Raw genomic sequence first — 24681 nt, 5'->3', positions numbered from 1 at the left:
ATTTAAACGGTATCAATAAAAGTTTTTTCTGTACGATTAAATATCACTAGACCTACAAAAAGGGTAGCGATGCTTACAACAACCGCAATTAATAGTTGCCACAAACTATCCTGCCCTACATCGAGTAACATATTACGGTATAGCTCAATAAGTTGGGCTAGCGGATTGTAGGTTACCACCCAAGCATACTCTCCTAATTCTTCACTGGCAAACTGCAAAGAATACATAACAGCACTGATATACATTAATAATTGAATACCAAAATCTATTAAAATACTTAAATCTCTATATTTGGTAGTCAAGCTACTTAAAATCATGCCTACTCCAAGACCCAGCATAGCAACACTAAAAACTGGAATTGGTAATAGGTACCAATAAGGTCCGAACTGTAAATCTTCTCCATTCCATAAAAAGAATAAGTAAAACACAAAAAAGATACCTAGCTGAATTACGTATTTAAGCAATCCAGATAGGACTTTACTAGCAGGAGCAATAACTCTAGGAAAATATACTTTGCCAAACAAACTACTATTGGTAAGGAATGTCTTGCTTGTAGTAGATAATGATTCTTTAAAATAACTCCATAGTGTAATACCCGATAAATTAAACAAAAAGCTGGGCACACCATAAGTATTTATTCCTCCTAGTTTATTAAATACCAACGTGAAAATAACTCCTGTAAATAATGGTTGTATTAAAAACCAAAGTGGTCCTAAAACTGTTTGTTTATATACTGTAACAATATCCCGTTTAACAAAAAGAATCAATAAATCACGGTATCGCCATATCTCTTTTAAATTTAGATCAATAAATTTTCCTTTAGGCTTTATTTCGTATAACCAATTGTCCGATTTCACTGTTGCTCTTTTTTATTTACGCTTTCGCGAAAGCGTATAATCCAGTATTTTTTTATACCATGGTTTTTTGATTTTGTTTACGTGATATCCATTACCGTAAGCTCCATATCCGTAACCATATCCGTAACCATATCCATAACCGTACTTACCTCGATCATCGTAGTAATTAAAAACAAAACTCACATTTTCTATTTCATTTTTGGAGTACTTATCGTTTATAACTTCTATCATTCCCTTTTTTGTGTATCCTTGACGTACCATATACAAAGAAGCATCAGCATGTTTAGCGATCTCCAAAGCATCAGCTACCAAACCTAAAGGTGGTGTATCCAAAACTATATAATCATAAGATTTTTTAAGCTCTTCAATCAGGTTTCCTGCGCGCTCACTCAAAATAAGTTCACTAGGATTAGGTGGTACAGGACCCGATAGTATTAAATCTAGATTATCAACTCGAGTATTATGAATTACTTGTTCCAAGCTGGCATCATTAACCAAGTAATTAGAGACACCTACTGTATTCTCTATTCCGAAATCATCAAAAATTTTGGGCTTTCTTAAATCTAGACCAATAAGCAAGGTACGCTTACCACTCATAGCATAAACCGTAGCAAGATTTATACTCATAAAAGTTTTTCCTTCACCACTTACACTACTTGTGACCATGATTGTTCTACATCCATGAGACGCTTCTCCTTTGTACATAAAATGTAGACTAGATCGTATTCCTCTAAAGGCTTCTGCAATTGTGGATTTAGGCTGATCATTTACAACAAGATTACTTGGGTGATTCATTTTACCGATAACCCCAATTAACGGCACATTCGACATGCGTTCCAAATCCTTTGGTACATGTAAATAGTTATCCAGTAAAGTAAGAAAAAAAGCTAACCCAACGGGTAATGCTACTGCCATAAGCAAGGCAATTAGGTAATTGATATTACCGTCACGTCTGGATCCACCACCTCCTGTGTCTCTTGCTTTGTCTATGACAAATACATCACTTACATTGGCTGCTTTTACCAGTTCTGCTTCTGCTTTTTTTGCTTTAAAAATATTGAAAGCATCTTGCTCAATTTCTAATTGTCTTTGTTTGCGTAAAAATGCTTGCTGTTCTTTAGGTAATTTTTTAATTTCTGATTCAATTCGATTGATTTTTGAATATAAATCATTCAAATCTCTATTTAACAAAGACTTGGAACTTCTGATGTTTTCAAAAATCACTTCTTTCACCGTATTAATATCTCTATCAATTTGCTGAAAAACTGGTGCGTCCGCACGCATTGAAAATTCTCTTTTTTTCCGTTCTTCTGACAAGCTAACCAATCTTGCAACGGCGCCACCAATACTGGATTCTTCAATTCCAACAATTGATGGGGCTTGAATTAAAGTATAGTCACTTTTATTTTTTAAGTAATTTTCTAAATTTTCATAATAATCTAGCTGTCTTTTGATACCTGTTTCCTGCTTTTCATAATCGGTTAATCTTAGATTAAGATCTGTAGATTGTTCATGAGCATCTAATAATGTGGTTTTTCCTTTAAAGTCTTCTAGGTCGTCCTCAGCTGCTTTAACCGACTTAATTTGAGCTACTAAACTGCTATCAATGTATTGTATCGTGGCTGTAGCAAATTTGTTTTTAAGCTCTAATTCTTCTGTTTCAAGTACAATAGAACTTGTATTTATATAATCAATGAGCCTGGCTTTATTAGTTCCAGATAGGGATAATTCAAGAATAGAACTGCCTTCTGGCTTCTGCATAATACGGATGCCCTTGTAATTATTTACAGTTGCCCAATAATTACCGAAGTTAAATAACCATTGCCCAGTTTGTATGTTTTCACTTGTCTTTTCAATGACTACATTAAGAAAAGGTAGTTGAATACTATCACCAAATTTGAATTGTTGTGACCATTCTCCAACAGGCGTTTTCACCTGTTCATGCACTTTATTGGCATAATCATAGGCCAAAGAAGTTTCTGCTGAAAAGGAAGCGCTTAATTCAAAACTATCCTGATCTAGCACTTTAATACGAATGTTCTTCCCGTAAAGTTGTGCTTTAGCGGTATCAGCATAAATAAAGAAAGGTGTCGCTTTATAAGCGTCAATATTGAAATACTCGCCTTCTTTGATATAGTTAATGTAAAACTGTAATTCATCTACAACACGCTCGGCATGTGTTCTCGATTTAAATTTTGTAATGACAGTGGTTACCTTGTCTGTCGTTCCACCCCAATTAAATGTGAGACTTTGATTACTTGTAAATAACGGATTGGTATTATCCTTTATACTTATTAACGAAGAAGCACTATAATAAGTTTGAATAAATTGATTTTTATAATAAGCATAGGATAATCCTATTATCAAACATAGTAGGAAAAACCACCACAATTTAATCAACTTATTTAAAAATTGGCTAATGTCGAAAATCCCAGACAAGCCATCTAAATCTTTAGCTTCTTCAGACATATTAGTTGCTTAAACTATTGATTAATAAAACAGTTCCTACTGTGGCAGTAAAAACACTCAATATAGTGGTAAAAGTTGACAGTCCGGTTGTTCCAGTCCCTATTGATTTTTGAGGCAATGGATTTACAACAATCATATCGTTAGGTCTTAAAAAGTAATAAGGTGAATTCACAACATCTAACCTTGTTAAATCTACTGTATGAGTGCGAACTCCTTCTGGGTATTGTCTTACGATTTTGACATCTGTTAAATCGCCTGTAATAGGCACTCCACCACCATCAGCTATTGCCTCTACAATACTTATTTGTTCTCTGAAAATTCGTTTTTGACCAGGACTTGTAACTTCTCCAACCATAGTGTATCGTAGCCCATCCAGTTTTACTGTTACAAATATTTTAGCCTCAGGTTTAAAGTATTTCTCTGTTAATTCTTTAGTAATGTAATCTTGCAATTCTTCCACCGTCATTCCTATTGCTTTAATTTTACCCAGCTCTGGAACACGTATATCACCATGAATATCAACCGTATAACCATTGAAATACAATGAACCAGGTTGTTGGGCAATATTACTTTGATTATTGTTTTGATTATTATTATTTGAAATAGTAAACGAACTTATAAGTTCTGCATCCACATCTTTATCTGACTTTATTTGTATTGATAAAACATCGTTAATTTGTAGTCGATAAGGGGATTGTACACGTCTAACTTCTATTAAAGAATCATTTTTACTAGTTCCTGATTCCTGAAGATAGGTAATTTTTGAAATAGGCACGCAAGAGGCAGTTGCAATCACTACAAATACTAGCAATAATAGGCTTTTACTGTGCATAGCTGGGATTTAACACTATTTTTACAAATATACTCCTTATTAAAAACTGACAAACCTTTTAACGAAGATACTTCACGCTTTACCTTGATTTAAGTCTTTAGTCTTTCATACTCACTTTTTTAGTTGCTCATTTTTGTTGATATTTTAAACCTTCTTTTTTACTGCTCAATAAAAGAGTTATTAAAAAAATGGCAGTGTCATACAGATTATATTTGCAACAAATAAACACCTATGAATTACATCACTGTTGAAAATGTTTCGAGAGCCTATGGAGAACGTGTATTGTTTGAAAACATTTCACTAGGGATTAATCAAGGACAAAAAATAGGGTTTGTTGCCAAAAATGGTCTAGGTAAAACATCATTACTTAACATTATTGCTCGACAAGAACAACCCGACAAAGGTCAAGTGAATTATAGAAATGGCCTTAAAACAGCATTTCTATCACAAGAACCTAATTTATCTGGAGAAATCACTATTGAACAAGCTATATTAGAAAGCGATATTCCTACTATTCGTATTACCAACGAATACGAGAAAGCCCTTCAAAATCCAGAAGATACAGAGAATCTTCAGAAGTGCATGGATGCAATGGATGCCGCAAACGCCTGGGATTTTGAAACCAAATACACGCAAATCTTAGCTAAACTAAAACTCAATGACCTAGATCAAAAGATTAAAAAATTGAGCGGTGGCCAAAAAAAACGAGTTGCAATGGCCATAGCTTTATTATCAGATCCACAACTTCTTATACTTGATGAACCCACTAACCATCTAGACCTTGAAATGATAGAATGGTTAGAAGAGTTTTTTAAACAAGAAGATTACACTCTTTTAATGGTAACCCATGATAGGTATTTTTTAGATAGAGTGTGCAATGAAATTATAGAACTAGATCAAGGGAATTTGTACACATATAAAGGAAACTACGGGTATTATGTTGAAAAAAAGCAAGAACGTTTAGATCTAGAACAAACTACTCAAGAAAAAGCTCAGCAGTTATTTAAAAAAGAACTCAATTGGATGCGCAGACAGCCTAAAGCTAGAACCACCAAATCCAAAAGCAGAATTGACGATTTCTACAAGATTAAAGAAGTAGCTCATAAAAGACGTAAGGATCACAATGTTGAGTTAGAAATAAACATGCAGCGATTAGGCACCAAGGTTGTCGAGCTACATAAAATATCAAAATCCTTTGGTGACAAGCGTATTTTTAACGAATTCTCTTACAACTTCAAGCGTGGTGAAAGAGTAGGTATCATTGGAAAAAACGGAACAGGTAAATCCACCTTTTTAAACATGCTTACTGGAAATCTTCCTACTGATTCTGGCAAAGTGGTTATTGGTGAAACTGTAAAAATAGGATACTACACACAGGCTGGTATCAACATCAAGCCAGGACAGAAGGTTATTGATGTGATTAAAGAATATGGCGAGTATATTCCCTTGAATAAAGGAAAAATAATAAGTGCCAGTCAACTACTTGAAAGATTCCTGTTTGACAACAAGAAAAAGCACGATTTTGTAGAAAAACTTTCTGGCGGTGAACGTAAAAGATTGTACTTGTGTACCATTCTTATTCAAAACCCTAATTTTCTAATCCTTGATGAACCTACAAATGACCTGGACATACCTACCTTGAATGTTCTAGAAAATTTTCTTATGGACTATCCAGGATGTATTCTTGTTGTTAGCCATGATCGATATTTTATGGATAAAATTGTTGATCACCTGTTTGTTTTCAATCCATCAGGAACGATAACAGATTTCCCTGGTAACTACAGCGACTTCCGCACTTATGTTGGTTCCACAGATATAGAATTAGACAAAGAGAAGAAAGAAAGTGAACCTGCCCTTATAAAAGAGACCTCAACTAGATCAAATACAGAAAATTCAAAAGGACCTAGTCGAGAACAACAAAAACAACTATCCCGATTAGAAAACAAGATCAAGAAATTAGAAGAACAAAAACAACGATTACAAAACAGTTTCTTGGATCCAGAAATCACTCCAGAATCCATGACTGCAAACTCTATTGAGTTGGAAAAAATCAAAGAAGAACTCGAGGAAATAGAGATGGAATGGCTTGAGTTAAGTGAGGAAATCAGTTCGATGTAGTTTAATGGTGTTTCTTAACTACATTCCTCATTTGCTTAAATCCGTTCATTTACACGGGATTCATTCTCCTTTTATTTTCGATTTTCAGCATCAATGTTTGTATGACAAAAAAAGATACCAGGAGTACGATGAGCTTTTACGCTTTCGCGAAAGCGTAAAAAACCACAAACAAATTTTAAAAGTTGAAGACTTCGGTGCAGGAAGCAGGATTTTTAAGAATAATATTAGGAAAACGGATGAAATCTTAAGACACAACTGTAGCACAATAAATAAAACAAAAATTCTTTTTAGAATTGCTCGTTATTTCAAGATTGAAAATGCACTGGAATTAGGTACTTCCTTGGGTATAGGATCTCACGCCCTTTCTACAGCACAACCTAAAGCCTTAATAGATACAGTAGAAGGATCAAAAGAAGTATCACAATTTGCGAGTGAACGACTTAAAAATCACCTTAACGTTAAGGTTCATAACAATCAATTTTTAGATTTTCTACACAGCGATCAGTGTAAACCTAAATACGACCTTATCTTTTTAGATGGTCATCATGATGGAGCAGCTACCGTAACTTATTTTAACGAGCTATTAAAACACAGTCATGATCAAACTATTTTTATATTAGATGATATCAATTGGTCAAAAGACATGAATGCCGCTTGGAAAACACTACAAAAACATCCTAGAGTAACAGCAAGTATTGACACTTTCAAATGGGGTTTTATCTGGACAAGACCAGAACAGCGACAGCAATCTTTTCATATATTTTTGTAACAACATTTTCCTATATACGTCCTATATTTAGCAGTAAGAAAAATACATATGAGTGAAAATGTCATTGAGGTAAAAAATATAATACGTGATTTTAAACTAGGTCAAGAAACCGTTCACGTTCTTAAGGGAATAAATTTAGATATCAAAAAAGGTGATTATGTCGCCCTTATGGGACCATCAGGTAGTGGAAAATCTACCTTCATGAATTTGTTAGGTTGTTTAGACACGCCTACATCTGGAGAGTACCTTTTAAATGGCACCGCTGTTTCTAGCCTTAATGACAATCAACTAGCAGACATACGAAATAGTGAGATAGGATTTGTTTTCCAAACCTTTAATCTACTGCCACGTACCACAGCTCTTGACAACGTAGCTCTTCCTATGGTGTATGCAGGAAAATCTAAAAAAGATAGACACGCACGAGCTAGCGAAGTGCTTAAAAGTGTAGGTCTTGAAGATAGAATGGATCACAAACCCAATCAGTTATCCGGTGGACAAAGACAAAGAGTAGCAGTTGCCCGCGCTCTTGTAAATAAACCTTCCATCATTCTAGCCGATGAACCTACAGGTAATTTAGATTCAAAAACCAGTGTTGAAATCATGGCTTTATTTGATGAAATTCATGCTAATGGTAACACAGTTATTCTAGTAACTCATGAGGAAGACATTGCAGAACACGCGCATCGAGTGATACGTTTAAGAGACGGATTAATTGAAAGCGACATTAGAAATCCTAAATAAAAAATGGAAGATTTTTTCTCAAATACGAAAGACTGGATCTACATAATAGCAGTAGTAGTTGCTTTCTTCATTTTTTTAGGCTGGAATCGCAAACAGCAAGCAAATAGAAATTCTAGAAAAAGAAGGGATTTTAAAAAATCCTTTAATGAAAAGAAGAAAGATCGAGACTCTTTAAACTAACGTGGATACTATTCTTGGACAAGAAAGATTATTCAATTTGCTTAGTAAGCTTGACAATAAATACAGCAATCTATATTTAATAAAAGGAAACATAAAAAGCCCGTATAATTAGCATTATACGGGCTTCATCATCTTAACTAACCAACTTATTTCTTATTCAAGAAATCGTTTACTTGTTCTGGTGCCATGATAGCACTTACAAAAGTATAGGCACCTGTCTTAGGCGATTTAACCATTTTGATCGCCTTAGTTAATCTTTTTGACCCAGTTTGAAGAGTCGCTACTGATTTCTTTGCCATGTCTTACTTATTTAATTTCTTTATGAACAGTCATGCGCTTTAAGATCGGGTTGAACTTTTTAAGCTCTAAACGATCTGGCGTATTCTTTTTATTCTTTGTAGTGATGTAACGAGAAGTTCCAGGTTGCCCAGTAGCCTTGTGCTCAGTACACTCTAGAATTACTTGTATTCTATTACCTTTCTTTGCCATCTTATCTAATCTTTATGAATTACTTAGTTAAGATTCCCGCAGCACGAGCTTCTTTCACTACTTGAGTAATTCCTTTTTTATTGATATTCTTAATTGCCTTAGCAGAAACTTTTAAAGTAATCCACTTATCTTCCTCTGGTAGATAAAATTTCTTCTTGAAAAGATTAACGTTAAACTTGCGCTTAGTCTTATTCATAGCGTGAGAAACATTGTTTCCTACCATCGCCTTCTTACCAGTAAGTTCACAAACTCGTGACATGATTATCTGTGTTTAAAATCGGACTGCAAAATAACGAATATTTATTCAATCCCACAAGTATAATTTACAAGCTTTTTAATATTTCCTGCTGTAACATCTCAAAAGCTTTATTTACAGACTTTTGCACAACTCGTTCTCTATGATTTCCCATAAAAAATTCCATTGCATAGGTATTAGTTGGTGTAGCGATTCCTATAAACACTGTTCCTACTTGCGCATCACTATCTCCTTTGGATGGACCAGCATTTCCTGTAGTAGCAATTGCATAATCACTTTTGAAAATCTTCTGAGCTGCAGCTGCCATAGCTTGTGCAACAGGAGCACTCACAACAGAATGTTTTTCTATAATAGATGCATCTACACCTAACACATCAACCTTGGACTGAGTAGCGTATGTTACGGTACTTCCTTTGAATATTTGGCTCGCTCCAGGAATTTCAGTCAATAGATTAGCAATTTTACCACCGGTACAACTTTCGGCAGTGGACAATGATTTTCCTGACTTTTTAAATAATTCGGTTACTTGAACTGCCAGTGAATCATCATTCCGTTCACCTACTACAATATCTCCTATAAGCTCGTATAATCGCTCTACCTGTGAATCAACTCGTTGTTTAACCTCTTCTTCTTGCGCTCCTACACATGACAACCTTAACCTTACAGTACCTAGTGATGGTAAATAAGCCAGTTTAATATCTATAGGTAAAGCATTTTCCCAATCTGCAATTTTAGTAGCAATGGTGCTCTCTCCTACTCCAGCAGTAATTATAGTACGATGATAAATAAATGGTAGGTTACCTATTTTTTTAATTTCAGGTAACACATGCTCACTCATCAAGTGCTTCATTTCAAAAGGAACTCCAGGCATTGAAATAAATATAGTATTATTCCTTTCTAACCACATACCAGGAGCGGTCCCGTAACTATTTTTAAGCAGTTTTGCTTTTGATGGTACTAGTGCTTGATTCTCGTTTAAAGCCTCCATCGGCTTTTTGACATAGTGCTCAAACAAATACTTGACATGCTCCAGCACTTCTTCATTTTTGACTAGAGTGTCATCAAAATACTCAGCTAGTGTAAGCTTAGTCACGTCATCTTTAGTAGGACCCAAACCACCAGTAATGAGTACGATATCTGATTGTGATTCCGCTTTCGCGAAAGCGGATATCATAGAATCCTTATCGTCACTAGTAGTTATTATCTCATTGACTTGAACTCCAATTTTATTAAGTTCTTGTGCCATCCAAGCAGAATTAGTATCTACTATTTGACCTATTAAGATTTCATCTCCAACTGTGATGAGCGTTGCCAGCATATTATTTTACTTTAATGCGGAACATTTCTTGACCTGCTAATGTTCCTGTAAGTACGTCGTTCTCTTGAACTCTAGAAACTCCTGCTGGAGTTCCAGTAAAAATCAAATCGCCTATTTTAAGAGTGAAAAACTGAGATACATAAGCTATGAGCTCATCTATTTTCCATAGCATGTGAGACGTATCTCCATCTTGCTGCAGTTGCTCATTTTTATATAACTGAAATTTTAGATTATCGAGATCTCCTAGATTTTCCTTGTTTATAAAATCGCGTGATACCACAGCAGCTCCATCAAATGCTTTAGCCTTTTCCCATGGTAGTCCCTTTTTCTTGCAATTGGATTGTACGTCACGAGCTGTAAAATCAATTCCCAGTCCCACTTCGTCATAATATTTATGAGCAAATTGAGGTTCTATATACTTACCTATTCGATTGATTTTTACAACAACCTCTACCTCATGGTGTACGTCGTTTGTCCATTCTGGTATAAAGAAAGGTTGTTTGTGTAATAAGATTGAAGTATCTGGCTTAAGAAACACTACAGGCTCTTTAGGCTTTTCATTTTCGAGCTCGGCGATGTGTTCCGTATAATTTCTCCCTATGCAAATAATTTTCATATTACTTACGACTATAATTAGGAGCTTCTTTAGTAATTGTCACATCATGAGGATGACTTTCGTGAACACCGGCGGCAGTTATTTTAACGAACTTCCCACTGGATTTAAGAGCATGGATATCTCCTGCACCACAATAACCCATTCCAGCTCGCAAGCCTCCTATAAATTGCGTCATGCTTTCAACTAGATCTCCTTTAAAAGGAACTCTTCCTACAATTCCTTCAGGAACTAGTTTTTTAATATCATCCTCTACATCTTGGAAATATCGATCCTTGGAACCGTGTTGCATAGCTTCAACCGATCCCATTCCACGATAAGATTTAAATTTACGTCCATCGTAAATAATGGTTTCACCAGGAGACTCTGTCGTTCCAGCTAGTAATGAACCTAGCATTACACAGTCTGCTCCTGCTGCGATAGCTTTTGGAATATCTCCTGTATAGCGTATTCCACCATCAGCAATAACTGGAACTCCTGTTCCTTTTAATGCATGAGCTACTTCCATCACCGCACTAAGTTGAGGAAAACCTACACCTGCTACCACACGAGTGGTACAAATAGAACCTGGACCTATACCAACTTTGACTGCATCGGCACCAGCATCAGCAAGATATTTAGCAGCCTCACCAGTAGCTACATTACCGACAACCACATCTAGATCAGGAAATTGCTTTTTTACAGTTTTTAAAACTTCTACTACACCTTTTGTATGCCCATGTGCTGTATCAATTACAACAGCGTCAACTCCTGCTTTTACTAATGCAGCAGCTCTATCTACAGCATCATGTGTAACACCTATTGCAGCTGCCACTCTTAACCTACCGTACTCATCCTTATTGGCATTAGGTTTTAATGTAAGTTTTGTGATATCTCTAAAAGTAATAAGACCGATCAATTTATTTTCATCGTCAACTACTAGTAGCTTTTCAATTTTGTGTTCTTGTAGAATTTCCTCAGCATCTTCAAGGCTTGTACCTTGTTTTGCAGTAATTAAGTTTTCTGAAGTCATTACCTCAGTTACAGGCTTTTCGTTATCCTTTTCAAACCTTAGATCTCGATTAGTAACGATTCCTTTTATAAATCCTTGTTCATCAACAATAGGAATGCCTCCAATTGAATGCTCACGCATACTCGCTTTAGCATCGCCTATTGTTGCTTCAATAGTTAATGTAACAGGATCGATAATCATTCCGCTTTCCGCACGTTTCACACGACGTACTTTTTGAGCTTGCGCTTCTATAGTCATGTTTTTATGCAATACTCCGATTCCTCCTTCTTGCGCCATTGCAATAGCCATGCGGCTTTCAGTAACTGTATCCATAGCAGCACTTACAACTGGAGTATTGAGCGATATGTTACGTGTAAATTGGGTTTTAATACTTACCTCTCTAGGTAAAACCTCACTGTATGCCGGAACAAGAAGAACATCGTCATAAGTAAGTCCTTCTCCTAAAAATTTTGAATCGTGGGAAATCATGCAATTAGAATTAATTGCATGCAAATATAGTTAATTAATTTGTGCTTTAGATATGTAAAGAAGGTCCTTTTAGTTGTTTGATATTGTAGAAGATAATTAACTTTTATAAGCTAATACAATAGACAACAAATCTTGACAGTTACTGGTATTTTGGAAAAATTGATCGTCCACAACTATCAAAATAGATAACAATTTGACGGGTATGAGCTTTACAAGTTCTAAATATTAATGCAATTAACGCCTTTACTAGAGCAAAACACTGAAATTAAAACACTGCATACTAACGACTTAAAAATTAAACTTAAAAAAACCTAAATTATCTTTATTTATTCTAAATAAGGGTAATATTTTTGCATGCAATTATTTTAATTAAGTCTAAATTATATTTAATGAAATTTATCCCTAAACTTCTTCTTGCTGCTGCAACAGCTACGATGATAATAAGCTGTGATAATGATGATGATACAATCACAAGTGTAAACGCTCCTAGTAATTATTCGTTTGAAAGAAATGGACAAACTAGTGTTTCATATTCTGGTCAAACTGATAGAATACTTATGGCCGAGGAAGTTCTAGATGGATTGAAAGACCCTTCTACTTCTTTAAATACCTTACAGGCTCAATTTGACCATACTCAAGGGCAAAACAACTTTTCTGACCCTGCTTTAAATTCCAGTACAAAAAGTGTGCGTTCCAAAGTAGCCGCTAGTTCTGACTATTTCTCTTCTAACTCTGTAGATCAATCTAGCATTAGAGCTGATTTTGATGGTTGGATTTCAAGTCAGGTAAACGAATTATACGATAACGGCGCATGGGTAAGCACAACGGCTAGCCCTGGTGTAGCTGGACAATTACAGGAAGCTGGTGGTGGAACCGTTAGATACTTCAATGAAGATGGTCTAGAATACGATCAAGCAGTAGCTAAAGGTTTAATAGGTGCTTTGATGGCCGATCAAATGCTTAATAATTATCTATCAACATCTGTATTAGATGCTGGAACAAACCGCGAAGACAACACTAACGGTGTATTGGTAACTGATAAGAACTACACCAATATGGAGCATAAGTGGGATGAGGCGTTTGGATACTTGTATGGTGTTGACAATGCGTTAAACCCAGTTCTAGATGTGGATTCATTTTTAAATAAGTATTTGGAAAGAACTGAAGGAGATGCAGACTTTACTGGTATCGCTCAAGATATCTATGACGCGTTCAAATTAGGTAGAGCTGCCATCGTAGCTGGTGATTATGATCTTAGAGATCAACAAGCCAATATAATTAGAGAAAAAGTTTCTACAGTGATTGCTAGAATGGCTGTTTTCTATCTAATTGATGGTAAAGAAACTCGAGGTGCAAATCCAGCTGCTGGACTACACGATTTATCAGAAGGATTTGGTTTTATCTACAGCCTACAATTTACTAGACAACCTAATAGTGAAATACCATATTTCTCAAAAACAGAAGTGGATGCATTTATTAACACATTGCTAGACGGTAATGGTTTTTGGGATCTAACAGATGCTGAGATTGACGCTATGGCAGCTGATATTGCTTCAAGATTTGACTTTACTGTTGAAGAAGCACACAATTAATTAGATTATTAGTAATAACTCATCTATCCAACCGACGTAGAATTAAAATTTAAAAAGTACCATTATAACAATATGAGAAAAATTGGAATTTTATTCATTACAATGATTGCTTTTATATCATGCGATTCAAGTGATGATTCTAGTGATAACGGTAATCAAAATAACTTTGACAGGTCTGGAATGATGACGAATATTGCTGATAATTTAATCATTCCTGCATTCACAGATTTAAACAATGATTTAGCCACACTGGAAAATGAAATAGCGAGCTTTAGTACTTCGCCAGATCTTGCTGGTTTAAATGCAACTAGAACAGCATGGTTAAATGCCTATACAACCTGGCAGTATGTTGAGATGTATAACATTGGAAAAGCTGAAGAGGTTCAACTAGCTTTTAAAATGAATGTTTATCCAACGAATGTAACAGATATTCAAAACAACATTTTAGATGGAAATGCCGATTTAAATGCTGTAAATAATAATGATGCTGTTGGTTTTCCTGCTGTTGAATATATGATATACGGAACAGGAAATGATGACCAAGAGATCATAGACTTTTATACTACTGATAGTAATGCTAGTCTTAACATACAATACTTAATTGATCTGTCGGCAGCAATGAAATCTCTTACTCAGGAAGTTCTTGATGATTGGAATAACGGTTTTAGAGATTCATTTGTGAATAGTACAGAAAATACAGCTACTAGCGCATTGAACAGACTGGTTAATGATTACATTTTTTATTATGAAAAAGGATTGAGAGCAAACAAAATAGGGATTCCAGCAGGAATATTTTCTAGCAGTTCTTTACCAGATCGTGTAGAAGGTTTATACAGTGAAGTATACAGTAAACAACTAGCGACAACAGCTTTAAACGCTGTTAGACAGTTTTTTATAGGACAACACTATAACAGCTCAACTACAGGATTAAGCCTTTCAGATTATGTTACGGCTAGTGAAACCGATGCCAACAATTCTTTGTCTACAGAGATAAGTAATCAGTTCGAGACTGCACAAAATCAATTAAGTACTCTTGACGCTAATCTTTCATCTCAAGTGAACACCAATAATACTGCAATGTTGCAAACTTATGATGAATTGCAACGAGCTGTAGTATTACTAAAAGTTGACATGCTACAGTTATTAAACATTAATGTTGATTATGTTGATGCCGATGGTGATTAACAAAATGTAAAACTACCAAGTGATAAAAGCTGATTTTCTTTCAACAAGTTAGGAAATCAGCTTTTACTTTTGCAGCCCATGAAAGAACAGATTAAATCCTATTTATTACAACCTACAAATTCAGCGCCACTGGCTGTTTTTAGGATAGGATTTGGTATAATGATGTTTTTAAGTATTATCCGATTTTGGAGTAATGGCTGGATTGAAAAGCTATATCTAGAACCAAAATTTCATTTTTCCTATTACGGGTTTGAATGGGTAAAACCATTGGGTAATTTTACCTATCTCATTTTCTTCATTTGTGGTTTAAGCGCTCTCTTTGTAGCGTTAGGCTGGAAATACAAATGGGCGATCATCACGTTCTTCCTGAGTTTTACTTACATAGAACTTATGGACAAAACTACTTATCTCAATCATTATTATTTTATTAGCGTAGTCAGTTTTGTACTTATTTTTTTGCCTGCTGGTAGACGATTTAGTATTGATAATTACGCTTTCGCGAAAGCGAATAAAAAACCATCACCACACTCCATTCCTCGATGGACTATATTGAGCTTAAAAGTATTGATATCGATAGTGTATTTTTATGCTGGTCTGGCCAAAATTAATTCTGATTGGTTACTGCGAGCAATGCCATTAAAAATCTGGCTAAAATCTAAATATGATCTTGCGTTTATCGGCGAAAACTTAATGCAGCAGGATTGGTTCTATTATGCCATGAGCTGGTCTGGTATGTTATACGATTTAACCATTCCATTCCTTCTACTATATAAACGAACAAGGTGGTTTGCTTATATATTGGTTATCATTTTCCATGTATTCACACGAGTTTTATTTCCAATCGGCATGTTTCCTTATGTAATGATTGTGAGTGCTCTCATCTTTTTTGATGCATCATTTCAAGAGCAAGTACTCGCTTTAATCAAGAACATAATACCTGAAAAAATAAAACACTGGATCAAACCTAAACCGATATCTTATAAACCATCACGAGTAAACTTGATCATTGTGAGCACGGTTATAGCTATACAACTGCTACTACCATTTAGACATTTACTATATCCCGGAGAGTTATTCTGGCATGAACAAGGTTTTAGATTCTCATGGCGTGTGATGTTGATTGAAAAGGTAGGCTACACCTCTTTTAAGGTCGTAGACAAAAAATCGGGAGAAAGTTTTATGGTGGATAACACTGATTTTTTGAGTTCGTTCCAAATTAAACAAATGAGTTTTCAACCTGATTTTATCTTGGAATACGCTCATTTTTTAGAGGATCATTTTACCAAACAAGGCCATTCTAATATTGCTATCTATGTAGATAGTTATGTAGCACTTAATGGTAGGAGAAGCACTAGGTTTATTGATCCAGAAATAGACTTGACGAAGGAAAAAGAATCATTTAAAAACAAAAACTGGATAATTCCATTTAATGATGAGATTAAAGGCTTATAGTTATATCATATCGTTGTTGTTACCTCTTGCAGTTATATCACAGACAACTGTAACTGGTATCATCACTTCTGTTGATACTGGTAAACCTGTTGCAGGTGTTACTATCTATGAAAAAACAGGAAAAACTCTTGCTACTACAAATATTAAGGGTGAGTATAATTTCACAACTGAGCAACAAGTTCTTGAAGTGGTTTTGTATGCATTTGAATATGAAAGTGTTGAGACAACGATCGACCTCAATCAAAAAAGCACATTAAATTTTACCCTATCTCCGTTAGGATCTACACTAACTGAGGTTGAAATCAATGCACGAAAAGCGAAAATTTTTGAGCTTCAGCGTCTTAAAGATGTTGAAGGAACTTCCATATATGCTGGTAAAAAAAATGAGGTGGTTTTAGTTAATCAATCAACCGCTAATCTGGCATCCAACAACGCTAGACAAATATATGCTCAAGTAACTGGATTAAATATTTATCAAAATGATGATGCAGGATTACAATTAAACATTGGTGGTCGTGGATTAGACCCTAATAGAACATCAAACTTTAACACGAGGCAAAATGGTTATGATATAAGTGCTGATGTTCTAGGATATCCAGAAAGTTATTACGCACCACCGGCTGAAGGTCTAGAGCAAATTCAAATTATAAGAGGAGCCGCGTCCTTACAATACGGTACTCAGTTTGGTGGATTGGTTAATTTCAAAATGAAATCTGCTCCTAAGAATAAAAAACTTGAACTAGTTACCAGAAACACAATAGGTAACAACGGCTTGTACACCAATTTCACAAGTGCCGGTGGTACTACGAATAAGCTTAGTTATTACACCTATTTTAATTATAAAGAAGGTGATGGTTTTAGACCAAATTCCGGTTTTAATTCTCGTAATCTATTTACAAAATTAGGTTATGACTTTAATGATAAAACTAGTGTTACTGGTGAAGTAACCCTATTGAATTATATTGCCCAACAAGCAGGTGGACTTACCGATGCCATGTTTGAAGAAAATCCGTATCAAAGTAATCGAAGTAGAAACTGGTTTGAAGTAGATTGGTTACTTTGGAATTTGAGAATAGATCATCAATTTTCAAATAGTACGAGGTTGAGTGCTAGTCTTTTTGGATTGGATGCCAGTAGAGATGCGTTAGGTTATCGCTCTAATAGAGTGAGCTCCATTGATCCTGGTGAGGAAAGAGATTTGATAAAAAACGATTTTAAAAATTATGGGATAGAACTAAAGTTTTTGACTGAATACAAATTAGCTGGAAAAAAGTCTATCCTTTTGTTAGGTTCAAAATATTACAATGCAGACAACAGTTCGCAACAAGGTCCTGGAAGTGAAGGCAGTGATCCAAATTTTGAATTTCAGACAGACCGCTTTCCTAATTACCCTAATCAAAATGCCTACAGTAACCCTAATTTAAACCTGTCATTATTTGGTGAAAACATCTTCTACATTAATGATAAATGGTCTGTGACTCCAGGTTTTAGATTAGAATACATTAAAACAGAAAGTGATGGATTTTTTGAAAGAATCAATACGGATGCTGCAGGAAATGTAATATTGAGAGAACGAGTAAGTGAAGACTTAACTAACGAACGTAGCTTCTTATTAGTAGGATTAGGTTCCAGTTACAAGCTTAATAAAAACATCGAGTTTTATGGAAATCTATCACAAAATTACCGATCTGTAACCTTTGCCGATATAAATACTGTCAATCCAGCATTTACAATTAATCCCAATATTTCTGACGAAAAAGGATTTACTGGTGATCTAGGAGTAAGAGGAAATTACAAGAATGTTTTTTCATACGATGCCAATATTTTTACCCTTTTCTACAACGACAGGATCGGATTTGTTCAACGTGCTCAAAATGATGGTAGTGTAAAAACAGAAAGAGGAAATGTAGGTAATGCCATCATATATGGTATAGAATCATTAGTTGATTTTAATCTAAACGAACTCTTCATTAAGAACAATTCTTATGTAGCAAATCTATTCTTCAATACATCGCTTATTCAGTCGGAATATGTATCTAGCGATGTTAATGGAATTGAAGGCAATGAACTAGAGTTTGTTCCTAGTTTAAACTTTAAAACCGGATTAAAATTTGGCTACAAAAACTTTACCTCTAGTATTCAGTTTACGCATTTATCACAACAATTTACCGATGCATCAAATGCTCAAGAAGGAAATCTTAGCGGTGTTATAGGTGCTATCCCTAGTTACCAAGTAATGGATGTATCAGCTAGTTATAAGTTAGGGCGTTTCAAGCTAGAAACAGGAATAAATAATCTATTTAATCAGGCGTATTTTACAAGGAGAGCAACAGGATATCCAGGACCAGGAATTATACCTAGTCCCAATCGCAATTACTATGCAACACTCGAGATTAAATTTTAATTTGGTTTGACGGCTTTAATCTCAAATATTAAAGGATAAAGTTGTTCGTTTAAATAAAACAGTTCATCACTACCTTTATACATATTGGGAAAGACTTCATAAGGACTTCCATCATGTTCATTAAAATAATCAATAGTCAACCCTGCATTTATAAGCGCTTGTATAACCTCACTTAATGAATGATTCCAGCCGTACTCTTTAGAAATCATATCAGATTTTGAAGAGCCATAGGTTCCTTGATATTCCTCGTAAATTACGTCTTGTTGACTATAATGATATTTCATAATTGCAGGTTTTGTGGTGTAGTCAAACATCCACGCAATGGGATGAAATTCTACGATATAAAAAACACCACCTTTATTAAGCCGCTGTGCGATCATTTGCGCCCAAGGCTTTAAATCTGGCAACCAGCCTATCACACCATAACTAGTAAACACAATATCAAATGTGTCATTCACATAGGTACTCGTGTCTAGAACATTACATCTTATGAAATTAGCTGGTAAGTTCAAATTTGCACTTAAATTTTTAGCAATTTCAATAGCCTCGTCCGATATATCTATGCCAGTCACATTTGCTCCTAGATGAACCCAGCTCAGTGAATCTTGACCAAAATGACATTGTAAATGAAGCATCGATTTCCCTGTTACATCACCTAGTGCTTTGATTTCATAAGAGTTCAATGAATTTTTCGCTTTCGCGAAAGCGTCCCTATCATAAAAATCTCCTTCATAATGTGCAATAGCCTTCTTATTCCAAGTGGCTCTATTCACATCAAAATATTCTTTCATATTGATAATATCAGACCTCTAAACTACAATATTTCAAGGTTTTAACTGATGTTAAAAAATCGTTAAACTACACGGTTTAATTACAATTTATCCAATTTAATAACCATTCAATAAATTGAAAATCAACATATTAAAAAGAAAAGAAAATATTTTAACGCATTTCGTCCTAAATTTAATTGCGTTTATCGTGTTTCTTGGATATTATTGAATGTCAACTAATAATCCCTATGAAACAAACAATTACTCTATCTATACTGCTCATATTTAGTTTGATGAGCTTCCTTAGTTTTTCCCAAACTCTTAAACAAAAAGAGGTTATTGTTAGAAATTCGAATCAGCAAGCACTAGAACAACTCAAAAAACAAGCTATTGCTGAAAACGAAAAGCAAAGCGAAACCGTACAAAATTTCATAAACCAAAATAACCTGAAAGTAAAAAACCAAACTGACGATGGTAGGTTATTCGAGATACAAAGAATCATTAATGGAGTTCCTGTTTATTACACCACTTACAACACCGATGCAGCACGTAGTACAAGAACCAATTTTCTACATGCCAATGGTGGTATTAACCTCGATCTGGATGGTCAAAATTTAGTAGCACACGTTTGGGATGGTGGAGTGGCAAGGACAACACACGTAGAATACGATGGACCTGGTGGATCAAATCGTTTCTCTGTAGGAGACGCTACGACCTCATTAGACTTTCATGCAGCACATGTTACAGGAACCATAATCGCCTATGGAGCTCAAGCAGATGCAAAAGGAATGGCACCTAGTGCTAGCGCAGTAGGCTACGATTGGAACAATGACTATGTTGAAGCACTAACAGCATCACAACAAGGAATGCTTATATCAAACCATTCCTATGGATATGCAGCTAGAGATCAAAATGGAAACGCACAGTTACCAGATTATCTTTTTGGAGGATATATAGATGTTTCTAGGGATTGGGACGATTTACTTTACAATACACCATACTACTTGATGGTGACAGCTGCCGGTAATGACGGTAATGATAACACAGCAAATAACGCTCCTCTTGATAACAATGGCCAATATGATAAATTAACAGGATTCAAAACTTCAAAAAATAATTTGGTTGTAGCCAATGCTCGAGACGCAATTGTGAATCCCGATGGTAGTTTATCTAGTGTTTCCATAAACACTAGCTCTAGTGAAGGACCTACAGATGATTTACGCATCAAACCAGACATTACAGGAAATGGTACAGGTGTTTACTCTACTTTTGAATCAAGCGACAATGATTACGATAGTATAAGTGGTACATCCATGGCATCACCTAATGTTGCTGGTTCTCTTTTATTACTTCAAGAACACTATAACGATGTAAATAATACATTCATGCGTGCCGCTACTTTAAAAGGACTGGCATTACACACCGCAGATGACGCAGGCACTACTGGACCAGATGCAGTATTCGGTTGGGGATTATTAAATGCTAAAAAAGCTGCAGAAGTTATTACCGCAAACGGTGACACATCTATAATTTCAGAGCTTTCATTAAGTTCAGGGCAATCGTATCAAATAGTTGTAAATTCTAACAACTTTGACACGCTACAAGCATCAATATCTTGGACTGATTTACCTGGTACTGCAACAACTAATGTTAACGATAATAGTCCAAAATTGATTAACGATCTTGACATAAGAATTACTCAAAACAACGATACATTCACTCCATGGAGATTAACAGGAGTAACCACAAATGGTAAAGGCGATAATGACAGAGATCCATATGAGCGTATTGATGTTGATAATCCTTCTGGCAGTTACACCATTACAGTAACGCACAAAGGCTCTCTTGCCACAGGTAGCCAGAATTTCTCATTAATTGTCACTGGACTTGCAAGTAACGCACCTTGCGTAGCAACTACTCCTACTAATGTAACCGCTGTAAACGCTACTCATTCAAGTGCTTTTATAAATTGGGATGTTATTCCTGGTGCTGGCTACGAGGTAAGCTTTCGCGAAAGCGGAACATCAACATGGAATACCGCAAGTACAAATAGAGCAGAATATTTACTTACAGGATTGACATCATCTACCAATTATGAATTAAGAGTAAGAAGTGTATGTAGTAGTTCACAAAGCTCTTACAGTTCTGTCATCACTTTTTCTACAACTGTTGTGACGTACTGTGAATCCTATGGTACAGATCAATCAGATGAGTTTATAAGTCGCGTTCAATTTAGTTCTATCGATAATTCTACAACTGCTGAAGCTGGTGGTTACGGCGATTATACTAATTTAATAGCTAATGTTGATCCTGGTTCTAGTTATCCAATTACTATTACTCCTACTTGGAACGGAGCTGCCTATACAGAAGGATATGCTGTCTTCATAGATTTCAACCAAGATGGAGATTTTGATGACCAAGATGAAACTGTGTATACGGAAAGAAACACCACAGGCACTCCTGCTTCAGGAACCATTACAATACCTTCAAACGCATTATCTGGTACTACAAGAATGCGCGTTATCATGCAATATGATACCATTTCTACTTCTTGTGAAACCTTTACGTATGGTGAAGTTGAAGATTATACCATTGCGGTTTCAACGCCAGGCTGTAGTAATATTTCTAATCTTCAAACCGATGCTATTACATCTGATTCAGTTACCATAAGCTGGTTAGAGAATAATAATCCTGCAGGTAACCAATGGGAAGTAGTAATCGTGAATTCTGGAGCCGCTGTACCTGCAGTAGGTACTGCCAATGTATTTTCTATTCCACATACTCTTTCTAACCTTAGTCAAAACACTTCTTATGACATCTATGTAAGAGCAAATTGTGCAAGTAGTTTTCAAGTTTTAAACGTAACTACCAGTGCCGATTGGTGTGGAGCAAGTCTTGCTGATTCAGGAGGAACTGGTGCGGAATACGGTGATAATGAAAATCAAGTATATACAATCTGTCCAAACACACCAGGAGAAAAGGTGGTTATCAACTTTTCTGAATTTAACATTGAAAATAATGGATCTGGATGTTATGATGGTTTAACAATTTATGACGGAGATTCTACTTCAGGAACTATAATCGCACCGCCTAATGGAGGAAACGCGTGGTGTTGGGATCGTAATGACTCTCCTGCAAACGGTTCTGGAGACCTATTGCACACTTCAATTGCCGCAACAACAACCAGCGGTTGTATAACCTTGGTGTTCACATCTGATGGATCGGTAACAAGAGATGGATTTACCTTATCAACCTCTTGCGAATCCGTAGTTTATCTTTGGGATGGAACATCCTGGACAAATGATCCATCGTCCTCAATAAGCAGCAGTAATAATCTTTATATCAATGATGGTAATACTGCTATACTTAATGACGTAGCAGAATTTAATAATCTTTATATGGATGATGAGTCCACACTCATGGTCAATAATAACACAGTAAGCATTAAAGGAAATGCAGATGTAAATGGTGAAATTATTGGTGAGTATTCTATAGAACTCGATGCAAATGCCCAGCAATTTATAACTGGTAATGGATCTATTGACCATTTAAAAGCAAATAATACTGGTGGTGTAGAATTGTTAGGAACTTTAGAAATACAAAAATCATTGGAAGTTCTTAACGGAAACTTGAATACCAATAATAATCTAGTATTTAAGAGCAATGCACAACATACCGCGGTTTTTAATACACTAGGCACAGGAGCTTCAATAACAGGTGAAGTTACAGTAGAACAGTTTATTCCAGCTGGTAATAGAGCTTTCCGATTTATAGGTCCTACTGTAAGTGGTTCAACCGTTTTTGACGGGTGGCAAGAAAGCGGTTCGGCTCTATCAGGGTTTGGTACTCATATAACCGGAACAGCTGGAACGATAGGAACGGTTAACTCAACTACTGGATTAGATGAAACGTCAAGTGGTAACCCTAGTTTATTCAAATGGATAAGTAATTCTCAAACTTGGGATGCTGTTTCAAATACTAAAACAGAACAGTTTGTTCCAGGAACCTTTTATCGCATAATGATTAGAGGTGATAGAAATACAGATTTGTCCAACAATACTGCTGCAGTAACAGCAACTACCTTAAGAGCTAGAGGAAATCTACATACAGGCTCTTTTACTAGTAGCCCAACATTAAACACGGGAGAGTTTTTCTCAATGGCAAATCCTTACCAAGCAAAACTTGATTTAAGTACTGTGACTAAATCTGGTGTAGGAAATGACATGTATTACTGGGATCCAACAATTGGACCTAGAGGAACTTACTCTACTATTGACATGACTTCAGGAGTAGGAACTGTAGGAAATACTACCCAAGTACTAGAGCCTGGACAAGCGGTATTTATTACTGCTACTACAACAAATCCAAATGTAACGATCGAAGAAACTAACAAAATAATAGGTTCCTCAAACGCAGGTGTCTTTAGATCTAATTTAAATTCTGAATTTGTGTTTGTAAAGCTTTATCAAACTTCAAGATTACAAGCCAATCAATCAGAAAGTGATGGTTTATATATTGAATTTAACGATCAATACGATAATAATATAAATCTTGACGATGCCGTAAAAGTAAATGGATTAAATGCCAACATAAGCATTGATAAAGGTTCTCAAAAATTAAGTATTGAAAGACGTGTTCTACCTACATTGGATGAAGTTGTTCCTTTGCACATATCAAACTACTTAGTTACTGATTATACTTTTGAAATATCAGTTGATGACTTAAATGGAAATCAAGTTTACTTAAGAGATACTTATACTTCTCAACTTCATCCATTAAACATGAACAATCGTACATTAATTAATTTTCAAATTTCACCATCAGATAATGCTAGTGTAGACAGCAATAGATTTGAGTTAGTTTTTCAAAATTCAACATTGACACAGGGCGACATTACGAATAGCAACGCTCTATCAATATACCCTAATCCATTAAGTTCAGGAATATTAAATGTAGAATTGAACTCTGTAGAGTTTGAAAATGCACAACTTAGTATTTATGACGTGTCAGGAAAATTAGTTAAATCTGAAAAAATTGACTCTAACAAAACTCGTGTACTAGGTTTAGATTCAATAGCAAAAGGTGTTTACTTAATTAAAGTACAGACCTCTAGTCACAATTATTCTGCCCAGTTCATAAAAAATTAGAATATCAAT

At 35.3% G+C, this 24681-nt stretch carries 19 protein-coding genes; 9 read left to right on the top strand and 10 right to left on the bottom strand.

The annotated features are described in order from the left end of the window. Positions 1–2: 2 nt before the first annotated feature. Genes I5168_RS07200 through I5168_RS07190 form a run of 3 tightly spaced genes read right to left on the bottom strand, consistent with a single transcriptional unit; the run spans position 3 to position 4158 of the window. Positions 3–857 carry an ABC transporter permease gene (locus I5168_RS07200; RefSeq protein ID WP_431471339.1) on the bottom strand — a complete coding sequence of 285 codons (855 nt, stop codon included), beginning with the start codon at positions 855–857 and terminating at the stop codon, positions 3–5. 12 nt (positions 858–869) lie between these two features. After that, positions 870–3326, bottom strand: a complete 2457-nt coding sequence (locus I5168_RS07195) for a polysaccharide biosynthesis tyrosine autokinase (protein WP_431471338.1) — start codon at positions 3324–3326, stop codon at positions 870–872. A 1-nt stretch (position 3327) separates the two neighbouring features. Then, entirely contained in the window at positions 3328–4158 is an 831-nt protein-coding gene (locus I5168_RS07190; RefSeq protein ID WP_042277750.1) for a polysaccharide biosynthesis/export family protein, read from the bottom strand. 231 nt (positions 4159–4389) lie between these two features. Here I5168_RS07190 and I5168_RS07185 point away from each other — a divergent pair, with 231 nt between their 5' ends. The 4 genes from I5168_RS07185 (at position 4390) to I5168_RS07170 (ending at position 7966) form a co-directional block, all read left to right on the top strand. Next, a complete protein-coding gene (locus I5168_RS07185; RefSeq protein WP_042277748.1) occupies positions 4390–6276 on the top strand; it encodes an ABC-F family ATP-binding cassette domain-containing protein in 1887 nt (628 codons plus the stop codon). Between the two features lie 97 nt (positions 6277–6373). Beyond that, the gene (locus I5168_RS07180; protein ID WP_431471337.1) at positions 6374–7045 is read left to right on the top strand and encodes an O-methyltransferase; all 672 of its coding nucleotides are present in this window, start codon (positions 6374–6376) and stop codon (positions 7043–7045) included. Positions 7046–7093: 48 nt separating this feature from the next. Next, positions 7094–7786, top strand: a complete 693-nt coding sequence (locus tag I5168_RS07175) for an ABC transporter ATP-binding protein (RefSeq protein WP_042277744.1) — start codon at positions 7094–7096, stop codon at positions 7784–7786. Between the two features lie 3 nt (positions 7787–7789). After that, on the top strand, positions 7790–7966 hold the full coding sequence (locus I5168_RS07170) for a hypothetical protein (RefSeq protein WP_157539265.1): 177 nt from the start codon (positions 7790–7792) through the stop codon (positions 7964–7966). A gap of 146 nt (positions 7967–8112) precedes the next feature. On the opposite strand, the gene I5168_RS07165 is transcribed toward I5168_RS07170, so the two are convergent. The 6 genes from I5168_RS07165 to guaB form a co-directional block, all read right to left on the bottom strand. Further along, positions 8113–8265 carry a DUF4295 domain-containing protein gene (locus tag I5168_RS07165; RefSeq protein WP_082586952.1) on the bottom strand — a complete coding sequence of 51 codons (153 nt, stop codon included), beginning with the start codon at positions 8263–8265 and terminating at the stop codon, positions 8113–8115. 7 nt (positions 8266–8272) lie between these two features. Next, entirely contained in the window at positions 8273–8455 is a 183-nt protein-coding gene (rpmG, locus tag I5168_RS07160; protein WP_042277742.1) for a 50S ribosomal protein L33, read from the bottom strand. Positions 8456–8474: 19 nt separating this feature from the next. Then, positions 8475–8714, bottom strand: coding sequence for a 50S ribosomal protein L28 (gene rpmB / locus I5168_RS07155; protein WP_042277739.1), 240 nt, complete (start codon positions 8712–8714; stop codon positions 8475–8477). 64 nt (positions 8715–8778) lie between these two features. Further along, positions 8779–10029, bottom strand: coding sequence for a CinA family nicotinamide mononucleotide deamidase-related protein (locus I5168_RS07150; RefSeq protein ID WP_431471336.1), 1251 nt, complete (start codon positions 10027–10029; stop codon positions 8779–8781). 1 nt (position 10030) lies between these two features. Then, positions 10031–10645 carry a fumarylacetoacetate hydrolase family protein gene (locus tag I5168_RS07145; protein WP_105019447.1) on the bottom strand — a complete coding sequence of 205 codons (615 nt, stop codon included), beginning with the start codon at positions 10643–10645 and terminating at the stop codon, positions 10031–10033. 1 nt (position 10646) lies between these two features. Further along, on the bottom strand, positions 10647–12122 hold the full coding sequence (gene guaB, locus I5168_RS07140; RefSeq protein ID WP_085775087.1) for an IMP dehydrogenase: 1476 nt from the start codon (positions 12120–12122) through the stop codon (positions 10647–10649). A 389-nt stretch (positions 12123–12511) separates the two neighbouring features. On the opposite strand from guaB, the gene I5168_RS07135 reads away from it, so the two are divergent. From I5168_RS07135 to I5168_RS07120, 4 genes are all read left to right on the top strand, one after another. Beyond that, entirely contained in the window at positions 12512–13714 is a 1203-nt protein-coding gene (locus tag I5168_RS07135) for a DUF4856 domain-containing protein (RefSeq protein WP_338350141.1), read from the top strand. 72 nt (positions 13715–13786) lie between these two features. Further along, positions 13787–14899, top strand: coding sequence for an imelysin family protein (locus I5168_RS07130; protein WP_431471335.1), 1113 nt, complete (start codon positions 13787–13789; stop codon positions 14897–14899). A 78-nt stretch (positions 14900–14977) separates the two neighbouring features. Then, positions 14978–16351: an HTTM domain-containing protein gene (locus I5168_RS07125; protein WP_431471334.1), complete on the top strand. Its 1374-nt coding sequence runs from the start codon at positions 14978–14980 to the stop codon at positions 16349–16351. Then, on the top strand, positions 16329–18755 hold the full coding sequence (locus I5168_RS07120) for a TonB-dependent receptor domain-containing protein (protein WP_431471333.1): 2427 nt from the start codon (positions 16329–16331) through the stop codon (positions 18753–18755). Before I5168_RS07125 ends, I5168_RS07120 begins: the two co-directional genes overlap by 23 nt. Here I5168_RS07120 and I5168_RS07115 read toward each other — a convergent pair. Continuing rightward, positions 18752–19546, bottom strand: coding sequence for a class I SAM-dependent methyltransferase (locus I5168_RS07115; protein WP_431471332.1), 795 nt, complete (start codon positions 19544–19546; stop codon positions 18752–18754). The two genes, I5168_RS07120 and I5168_RS07115, sit on opposite strands and share 4 nt — an antisense overlap. Positions 19547–19773: 227 nt before the next feature. Here I5168_RS07115 and I5168_RS07110 point away from each other — a divergent pair, with 227 nt between their 5' ends. Next, entirely contained in the window at positions 19774–24672 is a 4899-nt protein-coding gene (locus tag I5168_RS07110) for a S8 family serine peptidase (protein ID WP_431471331.1), read from the top strand. The last annotated feature ends 9 nt before the right edge of the window (positions 24673–24681 follow it).

It is taken from the genome of Nonlabens sp. SCSIO 43208, from assembly GCF_050703575.1.
Taxonomy (GTDB): Bacteria; Bacteroidota; Bacteroidia; order Flavobacteriales; family Flavobacteriaceae; genus Nonlabens; species Nonlabens tegetincola.
Note: the sequence above shows the minus strand (reverse complement) of the source record. Positions and strands in the feature narration are given on the sequence as shown.

Excerpts from the sequence above, each read along its gene's own strand:
- I5168_RS07175 (WP_042277744.1), top strand. The coding sequence starts at position 7,094 with ATGAGTGAAAATGTCATTGAGGTAAAAAATATAATACGTGATTTTAAA.
- rpmG (WP_042277742.1), bottom strand. The coding sequence starts at position 8,455 with ATGGCAAAGAAAGGTAATAGAATACAAGTAATTCTAGAGTGTACTGAG.
- I5168_RS07115 (WP_431471332.1), bottom strand. The coding sequence starts at position 19,546 with ATGAAAGAATATTTTGATGTGAATAGAGCCACTTGGAATAAGAAGGCT.
- I5168_RS07145 (WP_105019447.1), bottom strand. The coding sequence starts at position 10,645 with ATGAAAATTATTTGCATAGGGAGAAATTATACGGAACACATCGCCGAG.
- I5168_RS07170 (WP_157539265.1), top strand. The coding sequence starts at position 7,790 with ATGGAAGATTTTTTCTCAAATACGAAAGACTGGATCTACATAATAGCA.
- I5168_RS07135 (WP_338350141.1), top strand. The coding sequence starts at position 12,512 with ATGAAATTTATCCCTAAACTTCTTCTTGCTGCTGCAACAGCTACGATG.
- I5168_RS07110 (WP_431471331.1), top strand. The coding sequence starts at position 19,774 with ATGAAACAAACAATTACTCTATCTATACTGCTCATATTTAGTTTGATG.
- I5168_RS07150 (WP_431471336.1), bottom strand. The coding sequence starts at position 10,029 with ATGCTGGCAACGCTCATCACAGTTGGAGATGAAATCTTAATAGGTCAA.
- guaB (WP_085775087.1), bottom strand. The coding sequence starts at position 12,122 with ATGATTTCCCACGATTCAAAATTTTTAGGAGAAGGACTTACTTATGAC.
- I5168_RS07185 (WP_042277748.1), top strand. The coding sequence starts at position 4,390 with ATGAATTACATCACTGTTGAAAATGTTTCGAGAGCCTATGGAGAACGT.
- I5168_RS07165 (WP_082586952.1), bottom strand. The coding sequence starts at position 8,265 with ATGGCAAAGAAATCAGTAGCGACTCTTCAAACTGGGTCAAAAAGATTA.
- I5168_RS07120 (WP_431471333.1), top strand. The coding sequence starts at position 16,329 with ATGATGAGATTAAAGGCTTATAGTTATATCATATCGTTGTTGTTACCT.
- rpmB (WP_042277739.1), bottom strand. The coding sequence starts at position 8,714 with ATGTCACGAGTTTGTGAACTTACTGGTAAGAAGGCGATGGTAGGAAAC.
- I5168_RS07195 (WP_431471338.1), bottom strand. The coding sequence starts at position 3,326 with ATGTCTGAAGAAGCTAAAGATTTAGATGGCTTGTCTGGGATTTTCGAC.
- I5168_RS07190 (WP_042277750.1), bottom strand. The coding sequence starts at position 4,158 with ATGCACAGTAAAAGCCTATTATTGCTAGTATTTGTAGTGATTGCAACT.
- I5168_RS07130 (WP_431471335.1), top strand. The coding sequence starts at position 13,787 with ATGAGAAAAATTGGAATTTTATTCATTACAATGATTGCTTTTATATCA.
- I5168_RS07125 (WP_431471334.1), top strand. The coding sequence starts at position 14,978 with ATGAAAGAACAGATTAAATCCTATTTATTACAACCTACAAATTCAGCG.